The following is a 19,118-nucleotide window of genomic DNA, read 5'->3' on the forward strand; positions in this document are numbered from 1 at the left end:
TGAATGACTGTGAAACAAGAACTTCTCTACGAAGGCAAAGCGAAAAGAATCTATCAGACCGATGACGAGCATATTTTATATGTCGAATATAAAGACTCAGCTACAGCATTTAACGGTGAAAAGAAAGCGGAAATTGAAGGCAAAGGCAGACTGAATAACGAAATATCTAGCTTGATTTTTCAAATGCTACATGAGAAAGGGATCAACAATCACTTTGTGAAACGCCTATCTGAAACAGAACAGCTCATTCAAAAGGTAGACATCGTACCGCTTGAAGTCGTTGTGCGAAACGTGGTGGCAGGCAGTATGTCAAAACGTCTTGGGATTCCAGAGGGAACGAAACTGGACACACCTTTGATCGAGTTTTACTACAAAGATGATGCACTTGGCGATCCGCTCATTACAGAAGATCATATTCGCATTTTACATGCAGCGACACCTGAACAGGTGGAGGAAATGAAACAAATCACAAGACAAGTGAATGAAGAATTGAAGCAAATCTTCTCAGATTGCCATGTGAATTTAATTGATTTCAAGCTTGAATTCGGAATAGATCACGAGAATCGTATTTTGCTAGCTGATGAGATTTCACCTGATACGTGCAGGCTTTGGGATAAAGACACAAACGAAAAGCTTGATAAAGACGTGTTCAGACGAAACCTGGGCGGCTTAACAAATGCATACGAAGAAATTTTCAAAAGACTTGGAGGCCATAAACATGTATAAAGTGAAAATTTTTGTCAGCTTAAAAGAGAGCGTTCTTGATCCACAAGGAAGTGCCGTGCAGCACGCTTTGCACAGCATGTCTTATCAGGAAGTAAAGGATGTCCGTATCGGGAAATATATGGAGCTAGTCATTGAGAAATCAGATCGTGACTTAGATACAGTGGTCAAAGAAATGTGTGAAAAATTGCTTGCCAACACGGTGATTGAAGATTACCGCTATGAGGTGGAGGAGGTTGTCGCACAGTGAAGTTTGCAGTGATCGTCTTGCCTGGCTCTAACTGTGATATCGATATGTATCATGCGATTCAAGATGAGTTAGGTGAACAAGTTGAATATGTATGGCACGACGAAACGAGTCTTGATGGTTTTGACGGTGTACTCGTACCAGGCGGTTTCTCTTATGGGGATTACTTAAGATGCGGTGCGATTGCTCGTTTTTCTAACATCATGCCGGCTGTGAAAAAAGCAGCTGCGGAAGGAAAACCTGTTCTTGGTGTTTGTAACGGGTTCCAAATTCTTCAGGAGCTTGGCATTTTGCCAGGTGCAATGAGACGGAATAAAGATCTAAAATTTATCTGTCGTCCAGTTGAACTCATTGTAGAGAACAACGAAACGCAATTTACAAGCGGTTATCAAAAAGGTGAATCGATTACGATTCCTGTAGCACACGGTGAAGGTAACTTCTACTGTGACGAAGACACGTTAGCGAAGCTGATTGAACGAGGCCAAATCGCTTTCACTTACGGTGACGATATTAACGGCAGTGTCAATCGAATTGCAGGTGTAACGAATGAACAGGGCAATGTACTCGGCATGATGCCGCACCCTGAGCGCGCGGTTGACTCATTACTAGGCAGCGCAGACGGACTTAAATTGTTTCAATCTATCGTGAAAAATTGGAGGGACACTCATGTCACTACTGCTTGAACCAAGTCACAAGCAAATTAAAGAAGAGAAATTGTATCAGCAAATGGGATTGAGTGATGAAGAATTCGCTTTAATCGAATCCATTATTGGCAGGCTGCCAAACTACACGGAAACGGGTATCTTTTCTGTCATGTGGTCAGAGCATTGCAGTTATAAAAACTCAAAGCCTGTTTTAAGTAAATTCCCGACAAAAGGAGAGCATGTTCTTCAAGGTCCTGGGGAAGGCGCTGGAATCGTTGATATTGGAGACAACCAAGCGGTTGTATTTAAAATCGAATCACATAACCATCCATCTGCAATTGAACCGTATCAAGGAGCGGCAACAGGTGTCGGCGGAATCATCCGTGATGTATTCTCCATGGGGGCTCGTCCAATTGCGGTATTAAACTCTCTTCGTTTTGGTGAACTGACTTCACCGCGCGTGAAGTACTTGTTTGAAGAAGTAGTGGCAGGGATTGCAGGCTATGGAAACTGTATCGGTATTCCAACAGTCGGCGGAGAAGTTCATTTTGATCAAAGTTATGAAGGCAATCCGCTCGTTAACGCGATGTGTGTGGGGTTAATCAACCATGAAGACATCAAGAAAGGGCAGGCAAAAGGTGTTGGCAATACGGTCATGTACGTTGGTGCTAAAACGGGACGTGACGGGATTCACGGTGCAACATTTGCGTCTGAAGAATTTTCTGATGAATCAGAAGAAAAACGTTCAGCGGTTCAAGTCGGCGATCCGTTCATGGAAAAGCTTTTGCTTGAAGCATGCCTTGAAGTCATCAAAAATGATGCGCTTGTGGGCATTCAAGATATGGGAGCGGCTGGCTTAACTAGCTCAAGTGCAGAGATGGCAAGTAAAGCTGGTTCAGGTATCGAAATGAACCTAGACCTGATCCCTCAGCGTGAAACAGGCATGTCAGCGTATGAAATGATGCTGTCTGAATCCCAAGAGAGAATGCTGTTGGTCATTGAAAAAGGCCGTGAGCAAGAAATCATTGATATTTTTGAAAAATACGACCTTGAAGCAGTCTCAGTCGGTCATGTGACAGATGATAAAATGCTTCGTTTACTCCATCAAGGAGAAGTAGTGTGTGAGCTTCCAGTTGATGCACTTGCAGAAGAAGCACCGGTTTATCACAAGCCGTCAAGTGAGCCTGCATACTATCGTGAGTTTTTAGAAACAAAAGTGGAAGCTCCAGCGATCACAGATGCAGCAGATACATTGAAACAGCTGTTAAAGCAGCCAACGATTGCGAGTAAAGAATGGGTTTACGATCAATACGACTATATGGTTCGTACAAACACTGTCGTTGCACCTGGCTCTGATGCGGGTGTGCTCAGAATCCGTGGGACGAAAAAAGCTCTTGCGATGACAACAGATTGTAACGCACGTTATCTCTACCTTGATCCAGAGGTTGGCGGGAAGATCGCCGTTGCAGAAGCCGCACGTAACATTGTCTGCTCAGGCGCTCGTCCGCTTGCAGTAACAGATAACTTGAACTTCGGTAACCCGGAGAAACCAGAAATCTTCTGGCAGATTGAAAAGTCTGCTGACGGCATTAGCGAAGCTTGCCGTACATTAAGTACACCGGTCATCGGCGGTAACGTCTCTTTATATAACGAATCAAATGGAACAGCCATTTACCCAACGCCAGTCATTGGCATGGTTGGTTTGATTGAAGATACAGCTCATATTACGACTCAATCGTTCCAGCAGGCAGGCGATGTGATTTTCGTCATTGGTGAAACGAAGGAAGAATTTGCAGGCAGTGAGCTTCAAAAAATGACAGAAGGTCGTATCTACGGAAAAGCACCAGAAATTGATTTGGATGTAGAGCTGGCGCGTCAAGAAGCCCTATTAGCAGCGATTCAAAACGGACTTGTTCAGTCAGCACATGATGTGTCTGAAGGCGGTCTTGGTGTAGCACTAGCTGAAAGTACATTTGGAACAGATGGTCTTGGCGCTGATATCCAGATCGATCTAAACAGCGCAGCATCACTATTCAGTGAATCACAGTCACGTTTTGTCGTCACAGTGAAACCAGAAAATCGCGAAGCGTTTGCTGCGGCTGTGCAAGATGCAAAAGAAGTCGGAACGGTCACAAATGATGGTGTATTCACTGTCAAAAATCAAGAAGGACAACAATGGATTCATGCGGCAGTCAACGAGCTTGAACGCGCATGGAAAGGAGCGATCCCATGCTTGCTGAAATCAGAGGCTTAAACGAAGAATGTGGCGTCTTTGGGGTTTGGGGACACGAAGAAGCCCCGCAAATCACATATTACGGATTGCATAGCCTTCAGCACCGAGGACAAGAAGGTGCGGGAATTATTGCAACAGACGGTGAAAACCTGACGTCACACAAAGGCCTTGGACTGATTACGGAAGTGTTCCAAAACGGTGAGCTTAAGGATTTAAAGGGAAAAGGTGCGATCGGACACGTTCGGTATGCGACAGCAGGTGGAGGCGGCTTTGAGAATGTGCAGCCTCTCTTCTTCCGCTCGCAAAACAATGGCAGTCTTGCCCTTGCTCATAATGGAAACTTGGTCAATGCAACGCAATTAAAGCAACAGCTAGAGAACCAAGGAAGTATTTTTCAAACGTCTTCTGATACCGAAGTGCTTGCTCACTTAATTAAGCGCAGCGGATATATGGATTTGAAGGATCAAATCAAAAATGCTCTGTCTATGTTAAAAGGAGCTTATGCTTTCTTAATCATGACGGAAACAGAAATGATCGTAGCGCTTGATCCGAACGGATTACGCCCACTTTCACTTGGTATGCTTGGGGATGCTTATGTTGTCGCTTCTGAAACATGTGCATTTGATGTCGTCGGTGCTACCTATTTACGAGATGTAGAGCCTGGCGAAATGCTGATCATTAATGATGAAGGCTTAAAATCTGAGCGCTTTTCGATGAACATTAACCGCAGCATGTGCAGCATGGAATACATTTATTTCTCAAGACCGGACAGCAATATCAATGGCATCAACGTGCATAGTGCGAGAAAGAATCTTGGCAAGAAGCTTGCAGAAGAAGCACATGTCGAAGCAGATGTCGTGACAGGTGTGCCAGACTCCAGTATTTCTGCAGCGATTGGTTATGCCGAAGCAACAGGTATTCCATATGAGCTAGGTTTAATTAAAAACCGTTATGTCGGCCGGACATTTATTCAGCCGTCTCAAGCATTGCGTGAGCAGGGCGTGCGCATGAAGCTGTCTGCTGTGCGCGGGGTGGTCGAAGGCAAACGTGTCGTCATGGTGGATGATTCCATCGTACGAGGAACCACAAGCCGCCGAATTGTGACGATGCTAAGAGAAGCAGGTGCGACGGAAGTGCATGTACGCATCAGTTCACCGCCAATCGCTCATCCGTGTTTTTATGGAATTGATACGTCTACACACGAAGAGCTGATTGCGTCATCTCATTCAGTGGAAGAAATTAGACAGGAAATCGGTGCAGACACCATTGCATTTTTATCTGTAGACGGTTTAATGGACGGGATTGGCAGAAAGTATGATGATCCTCAGCGCGGTCAGTGTTTAGCATGCTTTACTGGAAAATACCCGACCGAAATTTATGAAGATACTGTCCTTCCTCATGTGAAGGAAACAGTCCTGACGAAATAATCGAATAATGGAGCAGCAGTCAACGTGATTTGATATGCTGCTCTTTCATTCTGCCGAAAATACATGAAAGACAAGCAGATAAAAGGAGTGAATGGGATGTCAGAAGCATATAAAAACGCCGGTGTCGACATCGAAGCAGGATACGAAGCCGTTAAACGAATGAAAACACACGTAGAACGTACAAAAAGAGCAGGTGTCATGGGTGCTCTAGGCGGATTTGGTGGGATGTTTGATTTATCTGAACTGCCATATAAAAAGCCCGTACTTGTCTCAGGAACAGATGGTGTTGGTACGAAATTAAAGCTTGCATTTTTAATGGATCAGCACGATACGATCGGTGTAGATGCTGTTGCTATGTGTGTGAACGATGTACTTGCACAAGGGGCAGAGCCGCTCTTTTTCTTAGATTACTTAGCAGTTGGAAAAGCAGATCCTTTGAAAATTGAATCCATCGTCAAAGGTGTAGCTGACGGATGCGAGCAGTCTGGTTCAGCGCTTGTCGGCGGAGAGACAGCAGAAATGCCGGGACTTTACACAGAAGAAGAATATGATATTGCTGGATTTTCTGTAGGTGTCGTTGAAAAGGATGAAATCGTCACAGGTGAGAACATCCAGGAAGGGCATTTGCTGATTGGACTCAGCTCTAGCGGAATTCATAGCAATGGCTATTCTCTTGTACGAAAAGTATTGCTTGAAGATGCGGGTCTAGATCTTCACCAAACGTATGAACCTTTTACAAGACCGCTTGGAGAAGAGCTGCTTGAACCGACGAAGATTTATGTCAAGCCTGTTCTTAAACAAGTGAAAGCTGGCAAAGTTGACGGTATGGCACATGTGACAGGCGGTGGCTTTATTGAAAATTTACCACGTATGTTGCCTGAAGGACTTGGTGTTGAGATTGATAACGGCTCATGGCCAGTTCCGCCTATTTTCTCCTTTATCCAAGAAAAAGGGCAATTAAAAGCAGAAGACATGTTCAATGTATTTAATATGGGCATCGGCTTTGTCCTAGCCGTCAAAGAGGATGATCTTGTGGATGTGATCAGTGGACTTGAACAAGACGGAGAGAAAGCCTTTCTTATCGGACGAGTTCAAAAAGGAGAAGGCGTCACTTTCGGTGGTGGAAGCCTCTCATGAAAAAGTTTGCGATCTTCGCCTCTGGAAGCGGGACAAATTTTCAAGCCATTATTGATACGTTAAAAGAAGAACAGTGGCCGGCAAAAGCCGCCATTGTGATCTGTGATAAACCGGGTGCGAAGGTGCTGGAGCGGGCAGAGAAAGAGGGCATTCCGTCCTTTTCTTTTACGCCGAAGGCTTTCCCGAGTAAAGCCGCTTTTGAGCAAACCATCATTGAACAGCTGAAGCTGCATGAAGTGGAATGGATTTTCCTCGCTGGGTATATGCGACTGATCGGTCCGACATTGCTTGATGCATTTAGAGGGAAAATCGTGAATATCCACCCTTCTTTACTGCCAGCATTTCCTGGACTCGATGCGATTGGACAAGCCTATCAAGCAGGAGTCAAAGTGGCTGGTATCACGGTTCATTATGTCGATGAAGGCATGGATACCGGCCCGATTATTGACCAAGCAGCCATTCATATTGAACAAGGGGAAGACCTTGAATCCATTGAAAAAAGAATGCATGAATTAGAACACACACTATATCCAAAAGTGATCAAATCACTTTTAGAATTATCTTAATGAGGTGACAAAGGCATGACGATCAAACGCGCATTAATCAGTGTTTCCGATAAAACAAATCTTGTACCTTTTGTGAAAGAACTAACAGAACTTGGCGTTGAAGTGATTTCAACTGGTGGTACACACAAACTTCTTCAAGAGAACGGCATTGATGTCATTGGTATTTCTGAAGTGACTGGCTTCCCAGAAATCATGGACGGACGACTCAAAACGCTTCATCCGAACATTCACGGTGGACTGTTAGCAGTGAGAGAAAACGATGAGCATATGGCACAGATCGAAAAGCACGGCATTCAGCCGATTGATCTTGTCGTTGTGAATCTCTATCCATTCAAAGAGACCATTTCAAAAGACGATGTCACGTATGAAGAAGCGATTGAAAACATTGATATTGGCGGACCGGGCATGCTTCGTGCTGCTTCTAAAAATCATCAGGACGTCACTGTGATTGTAGACCCGCGTGATTATGATTCTGTCGTTCAACAAATCAAAGAAGGCGGCGTCTCACTAGAGAAAAAACGTGAGCTTGCAGCAAAAGTATTCCGTCATACGGCTGCTTACGATGCCCTGATTGCGGATTATTTAACGAACTTTGTTGGCGAAACAGAGCCAGAACAGTTCACAGTCACATTTGAGAAAAAACAATCTCTTCGTTATGGAGAAAACCCGCACCAAGCGGCGACGTTCTATGAAAATGCACTTCCAAGCAAAGGCTCTTTAGCTACTGCAACGCAATTACATGGAAAAGAACTTTCCTACAACAACATCAAAGATGCAGATGCAGCTCTTCAAATTGTACGTGAATTTACGGAGCCAACGGCTGTGGCTGTAAAGCATATGAATCCATGTGGTGTTGGGACAGGAGAAACGATTGCAGAAGCATTTGATCGTGCATTTAAAGCAGATGAAACGTCTATTTTCGGCGGCATTGTGGCGCTTAATCGTGAAGTAGACAAGCAAACGGCTGAGGTACTCCATACGATTTTCTTAGAAATCGTCATCGCACCATCGTTTAGCCAAGAAGCACTTGATGTGCTAACAGCGAAAAAGAACCTTCGTCTACTAACATTAGATGTAGAAGCAGATCTTGGGAAAAAAGAAAAGCAGCTCACAAGTGTTCATGGTGGATTGCTCGTTCAGGATATCGACACATACGGCTTAGAGGAAGCAACGATCTCTATTCCAACGAAGAGAGAGCCAACTGAAGACGAATGGAAAGACTTAAAGCTCGCTTGGAAAGTCGTCAAACATGTGAAATCAAATGCCATCGTTCTAGCGAAGGATCAAATGACAGCAGGTATTGGTGCTGGTCAAATGAACCGTGTTGGCTCGGCTAACATTGCGATTGAGCAAGCAGGTGAAAAGGCAAAAGGCAGTGCACTAGGTTCTGATGCATTTTTCCCAATGGGCGATACAGTGGAAGCTGCTGCAAAGGCAGGCGTCACAGCGATCATCCAGCCAGGTGGTTCCATTCGTGATGAAGAATCGATCCAAAAAGCAGATGAATACGGCATCGCCATGGTCTTCACTGGCGTTAGACATTTCAAACATTAAGGGGATGACAGTGTGAACGTATTAATTATCGGCAGAGGTGGAAGAGAGCATACCATCGCATGGAAAGTGAATCAAAGCGAACTTGTCAGCCAAGTATTTGTCGCACCCGGCAATGATGGAATGACAGATGTTGCGAAGCTTGTCCCAATCGACGAGGGAGATCATGAGGCGTTAATTCGTTTTGCAAAAGACAATAACATCGGCTTAACAATTGTCGGTCCAGAGGTTCCTTTAATTGCAGGTGTCGTCGATGCATTTGAAGAAGCAGGTCTAAAGGTATTTGGACCGAATGCAAAAGCCGCAGTCATTGAAGGCTCAAAAGAATTTGCAAAGGACTTAATGAAAAATTATGAGATCCCGACAGCCGCTTATGCCACCTTTACATCGTTTGAAGAAGCGAAGGCATATGTGGAAGAAAAGGGTGCCCCAATTGTCATTAAAGCAGATGGGCTTGCCGCAGGAAAAGGCGTGACAGTGGCAATGACGCTTGAAGAGGCGATCAACTGCCTGCATGACTTTTTAGAGGATGAAAAGTTTGGCGATGCGAGTGCATCGGTTGTCATTGAAGAATTTTTAACAGGTGAAGAGTTTTCTCTGATGGCCTTTGTCAATGGAGAAAAGGTGTATCCGATGGTGATCGCACAGGATCATAAACGGGCATTTGAAGATGACAAAGGACCAAACACCGGCGGGATGGGCGCTTATTCACCGGTTCCACAAATTTCAGATGAAGTCGTACAAAAAGCGGTGGAAGACGTCGTTAAACCAGCAGCTCGCGCGATGGTGCAGGAAGAGCGTTCGTTTACAGGCATTTTATATGCAGGCTTAATGCTAACACAAGAAGGCTCTAAGGTCATTGAGTTCAATGCACGCTTTGGCGACCCTGAAACGCAAGTAGTACTCCCTCGTCTTGAATCAGATCTAGTCCAAGTATTCCTAGACATTCTAGATGGAAAAGATGTGGACTTGCAGTGGAAAGACACAGCCGCTGTCAGTGTCGTTCTTGCATCAGAAGGATACCCGGAAGACTATGCAAAAGGCACGCCAATCGGTGCTTTGCAAACAACGGTCTCTGATGTCGTGACCTTCCATGCAGGAACGAAAAAGGAAAACGATCAATTCGTCACAAATGGCGGCCGAGTAGCAAATGTGACCGCATTTGACGACACATTTGAAGCGGCAAGATCAAGAGTGTATGAAGCGGTTGAAGAAATCATTCAGCCAGGTTTATTTTATCGCCGTGACATTGGCGCCCGTGCGCTGAAGGCAGCGGGGAAAAACGTTTAATCAAAACACCTTTCTATCTGACGAGATGGAAAGGTGTTTTTTCTTCTTCTGTTCATAGGAGGGATGCGGGCAGATGATGAAGAAGTAGTATGGGATTACGAATAGATTTAGGGAGGAAACATGGAAATCAAAGCATTTATCATCTTTGCAAACGTCATGCTTGTTTTATATCTCATAACTATAAATAACATCATGGTGACTGCCATTAAGCAGAATAAATTGAAAAAAGGCTTTGCCATTAGTTATATGATCCTATCCATTTTTTCTGGCATTGCTATTTCTTCATTTTTAATTTGGAAGTTTTTCATTAGCTAAGAGGGGAATGAGTGTATGGTGCAATTGAAGAAACTTGCAAACGAGCGTTTTTCTGCTTTGATCTGTATGGATCCATTTAACGAGCGAATTCGTTTGGATGATTATAGCGGCAGTGTGCGTGATGTGATTCAGTCCGTGCTTCAGGAAGCGGCGGACTGCAAGGCGTCTAAGGTCATTGTAAAAGTAAGGCGTGAGCATATGCCTCTTTTTTTAGAAAAAGGCTTTCGGCTTGAAGGGGTGTTTTCTCATTATTTTCTCGGAAGTGATGCATGCGGCATGTCGCTCTTTCTGACCGAAGATCGAATGAACAGCCCATTTTGGCTGAAGGAAGATGAAATCGTTGCGTCTATTCAAGAAAAGCCAATTAAAAAAGACCAAGGCGTGTGGCAGGATGAGTATGTGATGAGGAAAGCCAGTCCAGAGGATGTGCACAAGCTGGCAGCGCTCTATGATACGGTCTTTGAAACGTATCCCACGCCAATGAATGAGCCAGATTACATCCGAAAGGTAATGGAGGAAGGGACGGTTTTTTATGCCGTTGAACATGACGGTCAACTTGTAAGTGCCGCTTCTGCTGAAATCAATGTACCGTATGGTCATGCAGAACTAACAGATTGTGCAACCCTTCCCACATACAGAAAACTAGGATTCATGCATCATTTGATTCTAGCCCTCGAACAAGAGCTTCAATCCATGCACATTTATGTCTTTTATTCTCTTGCCCGTGCACTGTCCTATGGAATGAATCAAGTATTTTATCAGCTCGGGTATACATACACCGGACGCTTTCAAAACAACTGCTATATTTTTGACAAAATTGAAGATATGAATCTATGGGTCAAAACGCCAAATGAATCATGAAATGGTTCTCATCTGATCAAGCAGACCAGATAGGCGGTACGCCATGATACTGAGCTGCAGCTTCATCCGATCATCAGTGGATTTGAGGCTGCAGCCTGTTCTCGTTTCAATTTGTTTCAACCGGTAGCTTAACGTATGCCGGTGAATAAACAATTCCCCCGCTGACTTTTGAATATTTTCATTGTGTGCCAAATACACTTCGAGTGTATGAATCAGGTCAGCTCCTTGTTTTTTTGTATAAAGCAGCGGGCTTAACAGCTCCACGTAAAAGTCATGCAAATTCATTCCGGCTTCGTTCATTTCAAGCAGCATACCATATAGACCGAGCTTCTGATAATGAATGATGCTGTCATCTGTTTTCAAAAGAGGAAGAAGCCTTGCTGCATATTGGGCTTCTTTTGCACTTTTGGCAAAGAGACTGATCTGGTCGTAGGCTCTTCCAATGCCAATCACAATGGGATGGACGGGGAAAAAATAAGACCAAGTACTGCGGCATTCTTCTGATGCGCGATACCAATTTGTTTCTTGATACGTGCTTTTCCCTGCAGGCGTCAAGACGAAAATGGAATCAAGCCTTGCCTTTAATAAAAAAGGAATTTGTCTGCGTTCAAAAATGGATGTGAGCAATTGGGATAGGCGCTGCACCATTTGATGATCGAGCTGTGTGTGCTGATGCTGAAATTGAAAGTAGATGACGACTTGTTCCTCGCTCATATCATATTGCAGCTTTCTTGCTTGTTCGATGACATAGCTTTCTTCTGTGTATTGCTGCTGCAGCATATCATCCAATAAATGCCCCTGCATTTGGTTTTCTGTATCTTGAATGGCTTTTTGTTTCAACCATTCAATCGCATACACCGCACCGGCATGCTCAATGGCGATGGCATCGAGATGGTGCCACGTCTCTTTTTTCTTTAACGCCACAATGAACCCGAAAATATCACCCATTGCAATCACAGGGCATGCTGCTAGAACAAACGCATCATATGTGACATAGACGAGCCGGCCTTTTTCCTCTGCCTGCTTGAGCAGAGAAGAGGTTTCAATCGGTTCGTCATCTGTTAGAAAGCCAAAAGTAGGAGAATAGGTCACTTCATCTGTTTCGAGATGAGCTGCTGTTTGGTGCAAAAACACATCCAGTACGACGATATTTGCCGCTGTGAGATGTGCCAGTTCATCCGTAATTTGCGTGACATTTTTATTGCTCACATTTAAATGGGTCAGTCTTTGATGAATCGCAGAAGAATATTTGAGCTGATGGAGCTGACTGCTGACGATTTGTTCTAGAACGGCTTTTGTGATGTCTGAAAAATTGACATGGGGCGGAATCTCGATGAGCGGAATACCGCTATTTTCGGCGGCTTCAATGAGTGATGCGGGAATTTCCGTTAAGTACACGCCTTTATAGATGGCAATGGCTGAAAGACGATGAGATTGAATCAATTTTTCAAGCCGGATGCGTCTTTCTTTATTTTCTGTCAGTCCAAATCCAGTTGTAACAAGTAGTTCTCCTTCAGAAAGTCTAGACGTGTCTTCAATAATTTCCACAATGGTCACCCACTGGATAAGACGATCCAGTCCATTTTCTCCAGCAAGCAGTTTGGTTTCTTTCATCATATCGAGCGAGAGTGCATCTTTGACGAGAATCGCCATAGACTCATGACCTCCTTTTGAACACTCTTATACACCATGTATAAAAAACACGTGTGAAATTCGGGCATATGGCGAATGGAGGATGACTGCCCTCTTGATTAAGCTAATCTTATACCAAGTATACAAAATTTTCTTGCGATTCATGTAAAAAGAAAAGTGCAGCTGCTGACAAGAGAGGGAGGAATGACAAAGTGGAGACCCGGGATTACTTAATCAAACCGATGTTAAATCAGCAATATCCTGTGGCTGTGAGAGGAGAGGGGATTTATTTATATGATCGGGACGGAAAAAAATATATAGATGGTTCATCAGGGGCAGTCACGGCAAGTATTGGACATGGCATACAAGAGATTATTGATGCGATGACGGAGCAAGCGAACAAGGTGAGCTTTACGTACAGATCACAATTTACGAATGAACCAGCGGAAGAACTAGCGTATGAATTGAGTACACTTTGCCCAGGTGATCTGAACTGGTCTTTTTTTGTAGGGAGTGGTTCAGAAGCAACGGAGACTGCTATGAAAATGGCGATACAGCATTGGCAGGAGCAGGGGAAGACGGAAAAAAATCATATCATCTCAAGATGGATGAGTTACCACGGCATTACATTAGGGGCGCTGTCGATGTCAGGTCATATTGCAAGGAGAGAGCGTTTTGAACCACTGCTTGAAAAGCACCCAGTGCTGTCTCCGCCCTATAGCTACAGGTCATGGCTGCCAAAGGAAGACAGCAAGCAGGTCGAGTGGTATGTCCAGGAATTTAAAACCGTCATCCAGCGTATAGGAAAAGAGAGGATTGCCGCATTGATTGCTGAACCGATTGTTGGCGCAGCGGGAGCGGCGCTCCTGCCGCCAGACGGATATTTCGAAGCGATGAAGCGTGTCTGTGAAGAAAACGACATTTTAATGATCGCAGATGAAGTCATGACGGGCTTTGGACGAACTGGGAAAATGTTTGCGATGGAACATTGGGGCACCGTACCAGATATCATGGTTCTTGGAAAGGGCATGAGCGCTGGTTATTCTCCAATCGCAGCAGTTGTCTCAACGGATCGTGTGATGGCACCGATTATCAGCGGCTCCGGCTCTGTCATGGCAGGGCACACATATAGTGCCAATCCACTTTCAGCAGCCGTTTCATTAGCGGTCATTCGATATATGAAAAAGCATCAGCTTCCCGACCGGGCTGATCTTTCTGGGCGATATCTGATGAATGCTTTAAAAGATTTGCAAGTAAATCATTCCATCATAGGAGATGTGAGAGGGAAGGGATTGCTGATTGGCATTGAGTTTGTCGCAGATCGTTTATCCAAAACGCCATTTCCTGCACATGCTCAGATAACCAATCTTGTCGTTGAAACGGCAAAACAAAATGGACTGCTGGTGTATCCAGCAAGCGCTGGAGAGGATGGAGTCGGAGGCGCAGCGGTTATGATCGCACCGCCGCTTTCCATCACACAGCAGGAAATGGATGAACTGATTGATTTATTCGGGCAGACCATCACACAAGTCGAACAAGAAGTGATCAATCGAGGATTTTTCCCATCTGCTATGTAAGGAGGAACGAACATGAACAAAACTGTGGGTTTGGATGAAGTGATGACGCGATTAAAAGATGGCATGACCATCATGTTTGGCGGATTTGGCGGCGTGGGTTCACCACCATCGTTGATTGATGCCATTTTGGAAGCAAATATTCAAGATCTGACATTGATCGGAAATGATGCAGGTTTCCCGCAAATTGGTGTGGGCAGGCTCATCACAGAAGGAAGAGTGAAAAAAATCATCGCCTCTCATATCGGCTCAAATCCCATTGCCGGACAGAAAATGCAGGCTGGTACATTAGACGTTCATTTTTATCCGCAGGGCATTCTTGCAGAAAAAATCAGAGCAGGCGGAATGGGGCTGGCGGGCATTGTGACAGATGTTGGGATGGATAGCCTGAATCTCGATGAGAAACAATTGGTTGAGCTGAATGGGAAGAATTATATGTTAGAGCCTGCGCTCACAGCGGATATTGCCATCGTCAATGCCTACAAAGCAGATGAAGTGGGAAACCTGATTTTTGATAAAAGCGCACGGAATACAAACCCGATTGTGGCGATGGCAGGAGACTGGACCATTGCGGAGGCAGAAGAAATTGTGGCAGCGGGGCAGCTCGATCCAGAAGAAATCGTGACGCCAGGCGTATTTGTGAATCAAATCGTGCAATCAAAAGGAGTGAACTGGACATGGGCATGGGAGACATCGATTTAAGACACCGCATTGCCAAAAGAGCAGCACAAGAAATTGAAGATGGCATGATTGTGAATCTTGGGATCGGCATTCCGACCCTAGCAGCAGATTACATTCCATCACATTACGAGGTGTGGCTGCATGCAGAAAACGGCATTATGGGTGCAGGAGCCTCGCCTTTGCAAGGGGAAGAAGATCCGAATTTATGCAATGCGGGCGGTTTTCCCATTACGTTAACAAAGGGCGGCTCGTACATGGACAGTACGACTGCTTTTGGCATCATCCGAAAAGGAATGCTGGATATGACGATTTTGGGTGCACTTGAAGTAAGCAGCCAAGGGGATCTTGCCAATTGGATTGTACCGGGGAAAAGAGTACCGGGTATGGGCGGAGCGATTGAGCTGGCGCAAAAAGCGAAAAAAGTGGTAGTGGTGATGAGCCATCTGGATAAACACGGTCGATCTAAAGTGAAATCGACTTGTACATTGCCCTTAACCGCTAAAGCGTGTGTCGATTTGATTATTACGGATATGGCGGTCATTGAGGTCAAGTCTCAGCTGCTCATTTTACGTGAAGTCATGCCGCCATTTCAGCCGGAAGATGTCATAAGGGCGACTGAAGCGCCATTAATTTTAGCGCCTGATGTCAAATCTGTTGTGTAGAAAGGATGAACGACTTGCAGCCAATGACACGTATCAGAAACTGGATGAAAGAGCATCAGGATGAGGCCATTACGCTTCTTCAGCAAATGGTGCAATGTGACAGCACCCAAGGAAATGAAGAAGAGGTTCAGCAGATCGTGGCCAATAAACTGTCCGCCGTTGGCTTTGATGTAGACGTTTGGGAAATTGGCGGCGATGAATTACTAGAGCATCCTTATTTTTATTCCCCGCGCCGATCTTTTCAAGGGAGTCCCAACGTTGCTGGGCGATTGAAAGGAAAAGGTGGCGGCAAATCGATTTTATTAAACGGGCATGTAGATGTGGTTCCGGCAGGAGATACGAATCAATGGACATATCCGCCTTACAGCGGGCATATCATAAACGGGAGACTTTATGGACGCGGGGCAACAGATATGAAAGGCGGAAACGTTTCTTTACTCTTTGCGCTTGAGGCACTGCATGCGCTTCAGATTCCCCTGAAAGGAGATGTGGTGTTTCATAGTGTCGTCGAAGAGGAAAGCGGCGGAGCAGGCACACTTGCAGCGATATTGAAAGGGTACACAGCGGATGCTGCCATCATTCCGGAGCCAAGTCATATGAACATTTTTCCGATTCAGCAAGGGTCAAAGTGGTTCAGGTTGCATATTAAAGGAAGGGCAGCTCATGGCGGAACAAGGTATCACGGTGTTTCTGCTATTGAAAAGAGCACGGTGGTTCTTTCTCATATAGCGGCACTAGAAAAAGAAAGAAATCAGCGAGTGACGGAGCCGCTGTTTCAGCACATCCCGATTCCAATTCCGATCAACATTGGAAAAATTCAAGGCGGTGATTGGCCGTCCTCTGTCGCCGATCTTGTCACAATGGAAGGCAGGCTTGGTGTGATGCCAGGTGAGACAGTTGAGCAGGCAGAGAAGGAATTAGAAAATTGGATGACTGGACTCGCTGAAAAGGATGATTGGTTTCAAGAACATCCTGTGGAGGTGGAGTGGTTTGGTGCTAGATGGCTTCCGGGGTCAATCGACTCTGATCACCCGCTTTTAGGTCTATTGAAGGAACAATATGAAGAGGTCATGCAGCACCCGCCAAAGGTGGAAGCAGCCCCTTGGGGGACAGACGGCGGATTACTGTCACAAGCAGCGGATATCCCAATCATTGTGTTTGGACCGGGAACGACAGAGCTTGCCCACTTCCCAAATGAATCTATTGAGATCAAACATGTCATTGAAGCAGCAGAAATCATTGCTGGTACATTGGTCAAATGGTGCGAAGCAGCGGAATGATTCACACACAAAAAAAGAAGGCTGTCTACTCAGCCTTCTCCAGCGTTTAGATAAACCCTGGCATTCGCCCGCTGGTCTGTGCGCCGGTGCTCGCCCTTCCTAGACTTCAAAGGTTTTCATGTCACGCTGAAAGGAAGACAAAGAGCTAAAATAAAATTCATTTTAGCTCTTTGTCAACAATCTGAAGAAGGCTGTCTACTCAGCCTTCTCTTTATGTGTATTCTGCTGCTCACACATATAGGTCACTGGACAAAAACGAAGAATACCAGATCCCAATTTTAATCCGCCGAGCATGATGCCAAAAAGCAGCATTTTACTCCATGGTTTTCGAGCATATAAGGAACCAGCTACAGTACAAATCGTCATTCCGCAGGCAATTCTCATGAGCGCTTCCATTAAGCCAAGATTAGGTTTCATTGCAAGTGATTCTCCTTTTTTAAATTATTTTAAGTGTGATTTCAAGAAATTGTAACGTTTCATTAATGCGTAACGTGGTTCGTTATGTTACGATAGGGCTAATACAAATGAAGGAGAGTATGTGAATGTCCGAACGTACTTTTAATTGGAGAAACAATGACATCCGCACACAAATCGATGTAGTCGACTCAAAAATAGTTCCAACACTCCTTTTAACGAATGGACTCGTGCTAAACCCGTTTTTGAAGCAATGGGTGAAGGCAAATATTTGGATACATGATGATCGAATTGTTTATGTCGGAGCAGAGCTTCCTCAAAATAAATCAGCTAAACGTGTGATTGATTGTGAAGGTAAATACATTGTGCCGGGGTATATTGAACCTCACGCGCATCCGTTCCATATTTATAATCCCCAATCACTTGCAGAATATGTGTCTCAATTTGGCACAACAACAATGGTCAGCGATAACTTATTTCTTCTTTTGCAAAGCAACGAAAAGAAAGCGCTTTCCACTCTATGCGAATTAAAAAAGCAGCCATTTCAGTACTTCTGGTGGTCTAGATACGATCTTCAAACCGAGGTCAGGTATGAAGATGAGATGCTTCCTATTAACTATCGGAAAGAATGGATTGATCATCCCGACGTCCTTCAAGGCGGCGAATTAACGAGCTGGCCAAGATTAATGGACGGTGATGATCTCATTTTATATTGCATGCAAGAAACGAAGAAGCAGAGAAAACGAATTGAAGGACATTTCCCTGGGGCTTCTGAGAAAACGCTAACAAAAATGAAGCTGTTTGGAGCGGACAGTGATCATGAAGCAATGAATGCAGACGATGTGCTCAAACGCTTGTCTCTTGGCTATCATGTGTCCTTGCGTCATTCTTCCATCCGCCCAGATTTAGTGAACATTTTAAGAGAGTTGCATGAGCGTGACTTTAGGCACTACGATCACTTTTTCTATACAACAGATGGATCAGCACCTCATTTTTATGAAGAAGGCATGATTAATCGTCTCATTTCCATTGCCCTTGAAGAAGGCGTGCCTACTATTGATGCGTACAATATGGCAACCTTTAACATTGCGAAATACTATCAAATTGATGACTTATTAGGCGTGGTCGGTCCTGGCCGATTGGCTTCTTTGAATATTTTAGATGATCCGATGAATCCAAATCCAGAAACGGTGATTTCTAAAGGGGTGATCCTTAAATTAGAGGGGGAGAACCAGCATCAATTCCAAGAGACAAAATGGGAAAATGGCGGGCTCGAACCATTAGATTTAAGCTATGACCTGACGATGAGTGACTTGCAATTCTCAATGCCGCTCGGTGTCAAAATGCGAAATGCTGTCATTATGGAGCCTTATACAGTGGAGATTGATAACTCTGTCAACCAGCTGTCCTGTGACCATGATCAAAGCTTCTTCAGTCTGATTGATCGAAAAGGCGAGTGGCGCGTGAACACAATGTTAAAAGGATTTGCAAACAAGGTGCAAGGATTTGTCAGCTCATTTTCAACCACTGGTGACATTTTAGTGATTGGGAAAAATAAAGATGATATGATGCTTGCTCATAAGCGAATGAAAGAAATTGGCGGGGGAATTGTGCTCACAGAAAACGGAAAGATTTTGCATGAAATCCCGCTGCAATTATCAGGCTGTGCATCAGCTGAACCGTTTGAAACGGTTCTTCAGCAGGAGCAAACGTTACGCGAGCTACTCATTGAGCGAGGGTATCCATTTGACTGCCCGATTGATACACTTGTCTTTTTCCAAAGCACACACTTGCCGTATATTCGAGTGACACCAAGAGGAATATTTGATGTCATGAAAAAAACTGTACTCTTTCCGTCTATAATGCGTTAAAATATAACAG

General features: G+C 44.6%; 18 protein-coding genes. 16 read left to right on the forward strand and 2 right to left on the reverse strand.

Features of this window, described 5'->3' with window-relative positions:
• Positions 1 to 3: 3 nt before the first annotated feature.
• The 11 genes from purC to ablB all read left to right on the forward strand — a co-directional run bounded on the left by purC (position 4) and on the right by ablB (position 10,994).
• The gene (gene purC / locus LCD34_RS18665; RefSeq protein ID WP_007496901.1) at positions 4 to 726 is read left to right on the forward strand and encodes a phosphoribosylaminoimidazolesuccinocarboxamide synthase; all 723 of its coding nucleotides are present in this window, start codon (positions 4 to 6) and stop codon (positions 724 to 726) included.
• Positions 719 to 973 (forward strand): phosphoribosylformylglycinamidine synthase subunit PurS, encoded by a 255-nt coding sequence (gene purS / locus LCD34_RS18670; RefSeq protein WP_003214349.1) that lies wholly within the window; start codon positions 719 to 721, stop codon positions 971 to 973. Before purC ends, purS begins: the two co-directional genes overlap by 8 nt.
• Positions 970 to 1,653 carry a phosphoribosylformylglycinamidine synthase subunit PurQ gene (gene purQ, locus LCD34_RS18675; protein ID WP_008344292.1) on the forward strand — a complete coding sequence of 228 codons (684 nt, stop codon included), beginning with the start codon at positions 970 to 972 and terminating at the stop codon, positions 1,651 to 1,653. The genes purS and purQ overlap by 4 nt, the downstream gene beginning before the upstream one ends.
• Positions 1,637 to 3,868, forward strand: a complete 2,232-nt coding sequence (gene purL / locus LCD34_RS18680) for a phosphoribosylformylglycinamidine synthase subunit PurL (RefSeq protein WP_008344291.1) — start codon at positions 1,637 to 1,639, stop codon at positions 3,866 to 3,868. Before purQ ends, purL begins: the two co-directional genes overlap by 17 nt.
• Complete coding sequence (purF, locus tag LCD34_RS18685) at positions 3,844 to 5,274, forward strand: amidophosphoribosyltransferase (protein ID WP_017359819.1); 1,431 nt, start codon at positions 3,844 to 3,846, stop codon at positions 5,272 to 5,274. The genes purL and purF overlap by 25 nt, the downstream gene beginning before the upstream one ends.
• 96 nt (positions 5,275 to 5,370) lie before the next feature.
• On the forward strand, positions 5,371 to 6,411 hold the full coding sequence (gene purM, locus LCD34_RS18690; protein ID WP_035703535.1) for a phosphoribosylformylglycinamidine cyclo-ligase: 1,041 nt from the start codon (positions 5,371 to 5,373) through the stop codon (positions 6,409 to 6,411).
• On the forward strand, positions 6,408 to 6,977 hold the full coding sequence (purN, locus tag LCD34_RS18695) for a phosphoribosylglycinamide formyltransferase (protein WP_008344288.1): 570 nt from the start codon (positions 6,408 to 6,410) through the stop codon (positions 6,975 to 6,977). Before purM ends, purN begins: the two co-directional genes overlap by 4 nt.
• Positions 6,978 to 6,992: 15 nt before the next feature.
• On the forward strand, positions 6,993 to 8,531 hold the full coding sequence (gene purH / locus LCD34_RS18700) for a bifunctional phosphoribosylaminoimidazolecarboxamide formyltransferase/IMP cyclohydrolase (protein ID WP_224559842.1): 1,539 nt from the start codon (positions 6,993 to 6,995) through the stop codon (positions 8,529 to 8,531).
• Between the two features lie 12 nt (positions 8,532 to 8,543).
• Entirely contained in the window at positions 8,544 to 9,818 is a 1,275-nt protein-coding gene (gene purD, locus LCD34_RS18705) for a phosphoribosylamine--glycine ligase (RefSeq protein WP_224559843.1), read from the forward strand.
• A gap of 120 nt (positions 9,819 to 9,938) precedes the next feature.
• Positions 9,939 to 10,133 (forward strand): hypothetical protein, encoded by a 195-nt coding sequence (locus tag LCD34_RS18710; RefSeq protein WP_008344285.1) that lies wholly within the window; start codon positions 9,939 to 9,941, stop codon positions 10,131 to 10,133.
• Positions 10,134 to 10,148: 15 nt separating this feature from the next.
• Positions 10,149 to 10,994, forward strand: a complete 846-nt coding sequence (ablB, locus tag LCD34_RS18715; protein WP_224559844.1) for a putative beta-lysine N-acetyltransferase — start codon at positions 10,149 to 10,151, stop codon at positions 10,992 to 10,994.
• Here the strand turns inward: ablB and LCD34_RS18720 are convergent.
• The gene (locus LCD34_RS18720) at positions 10,989 to 12,647 is read right to left on the reverse strand and encodes a PucR family transcriptional regulator (protein ID WP_224559845.1); all 1,659 of its coding nucleotides are present in this window, start codon (positions 12,645 to 12,647) and stop codon (positions 10,989 to 10,991) included. The two genes, ablB and LCD34_RS18720, sit on opposite strands and share 6 nt — an antisense overlap.
• 191 nt (positions 12,648 to 12,838) lie before the next feature.
• On the opposite strand from LCD34_RS18720, the gene LCD34_RS18725 reads away from it, so the two are divergent.
• From LCD34_RS18725 to LCD34_RS18740, 4 genes are read left to right on the forward strand one after another with little or no spacing between them, the layout of a single operon-like run.
• A complete protein-coding gene (locus LCD34_RS18725; protein WP_048002162.1) occupies positions 12,839 to 14,203 on the forward strand; it encodes an aspartate aminotransferase family protein in 1,365 nt (454 codons plus the stop codon).
• A gap of 12 nt (positions 14,204 to 14,215) precedes the next feature.
• Positions 14,216 to 14,902 carry a CoA transferase subunit A gene (locus LCD34_RS18730; RefSeq protein WP_008344277.1) on the forward strand — a complete coding sequence of 229 codons (687 nt, stop codon included), beginning with the start codon at positions 14,216 to 14,218 and terminating at the stop codon, positions 14,900 to 14,902.
• The gene (locus LCD34_RS18735) at positions 14,878 to 15,543 is read left to right on the forward strand and encodes a 3-oxoacid CoA-transferase subunit B (RefSeq protein WP_035391442.1); all 666 of its coding nucleotides are present in this window, start codon (positions 14,878 to 14,880) and stop codon (positions 15,541 to 15,543) included. The genes LCD34_RS18730 and LCD34_RS18735 overlap by 25 nt, the downstream gene beginning before the upstream one ends.
• A gap of 14 nt (positions 15,544 to 15,557) precedes the next feature.
• Complete coding sequence (locus LCD34_RS18740) at positions 15,558 to 16,823, forward strand: peptidase (RefSeq protein ID WP_224559846.1); 1,266 nt, start codon at positions 15,558 to 15,560, stop codon at positions 16,821 to 16,823.
• A gap of 195 nt (positions 16,824 to 17,018) precedes the next feature.
• Here the strand turns inward: LCD34_RS18740 and LCD34_RS18745 are convergent, their stop codons facing one another.
• The gene (locus tag LCD34_RS18745; protein WP_008344274.1) at positions 17,019 to 17,240 is read right to left on the reverse strand and encodes a DUF2892 domain-containing protein; all 222 of its coding nucleotides are present in this window, start codon (positions 17,238 to 17,240) and stop codon (positions 17,019 to 17,021) included.
• 125 nt (positions 17,241 to 17,365) lie between these two features.
• Between LCD34_RS18745 and LCD34_RS18750 the strand changes: the two genes are divergently transcribed.
• Positions 17,366 to 19,108, forward strand: coding sequence for an adenine deaminase C-terminal domain-containing protein (locus LCD34_RS18750; protein WP_041093185.1), 1,743 nt, complete (start codon positions 17,366 to 17,368; stop codon positions 19,106 to 19,108).
• Positions 19,109 to 19,118 lie beyond the last annotated feature (10 nt).

This window comes from Bacillus sp. RAR_M1_44, assembly GCF_020165935.1.
GTDB lineage: Bacteria > Bacillota > Bacilli > Bacillales > Bacillaceae > Bacillus > Bacillus altitudinis.

What these genes read in the sequence shown, in the direction of transcription:
- purC (WP_007496901.1), top strand. Translation starts at nt 4, where the DNA reads ATGACTGTGAAACAAGAACTTCTCTACGAAGGCAAAGCGAAAAGAATC.
- purS (WP_003214349.1), top strand. Translation starts at nt 719, where the DNA reads ATGTATAAAGTGAAAATTTTTGTCAGCTTAAAAGAGAGCGTTCTTGAT.
- purL (WP_008344291.1), top strand. Translation starts at nt 1,637, where the DNA reads ATGTCACTACTGCTTGAACCAAGTCACAAGCAAATTAAAGAAGAGAAA.
- purF (WP_017359819.1), top strand. Translation starts at nt 3,844, where the DNA reads ATGCTTGCTGAAATCAGAGGCTTAAACGAAGAATGTGGCGTCTTTGGG.
- purM (WP_035703535.1), top strand. Translation starts at nt 5,371, where the DNA reads ATGTCAGAAGCATATAAAAACGCCGGTGTCGACATCGAAGCAGGATAC.
- purN (WP_008344288.1), top strand. Translation starts at nt 6,408, where the DNA reads ATGAAAAAGTTTGCGATCTTCGCCTCTGGAAGCGGGACAAATTTTCAA.
- purH (WP_224559842.1), top strand. Translation starts at nt 6,993, where the DNA reads ATGACGATCAAACGCGCATTAATCAGTGTTTCCGATAAAACAAATCTT.
- LCD34_RS18710 (WP_008344285.1), top strand. Translation starts at nt 9,939, where the DNA reads ATGGAAATCAAAGCATTTATCATCTTTGCAAACGTCATGCTTGTTTTA.
- ablB (WP_224559844.1), top strand. Translation starts at nt 10,149, where the DNA reads ATGGTGCAATTGAAGAAACTTGCAAACGAGCGTTTTTCTGCTTTGATC.
- LCD34_RS18720 (WP_224559845.1), bottom strand. Translation starts at nt 12,647, where the DNA reads ATGGCGATTCTCGTCAAAGATGCACTCTCGCTCGATATGATGAAAGAA.
- LCD34_RS18730 (WP_008344277.1), top strand. Translation starts at nt 14,216, where the DNA reads ATGAACAAAACTGTGGGTTTGGATGAAGTGATGACGCGATTAAAAGAT.
- LCD34_RS18735 (WP_035391442.1), top strand. Translation starts at nt 14,878, where the DNA reads ATGGGCATGGGAGACATCGATTTAAGACACCGCATTGCCAAAAGAGCA.
- LCD34_RS18745 (WP_008344274.1), bottom strand. Translation starts at nt 17,240, where the DNA reads ATGAAACCTAATCTTGGCTTAATGGAAGCGCTCATGAGAATTGCCTGC.
- LCD34_RS18750 (WP_041093185.1), top strand. Translation starts at nt 17,366, where the DNA reads ATGTCCGAACGTACTTTTAATTGGAGAAACAATGACATCCGCACACAA.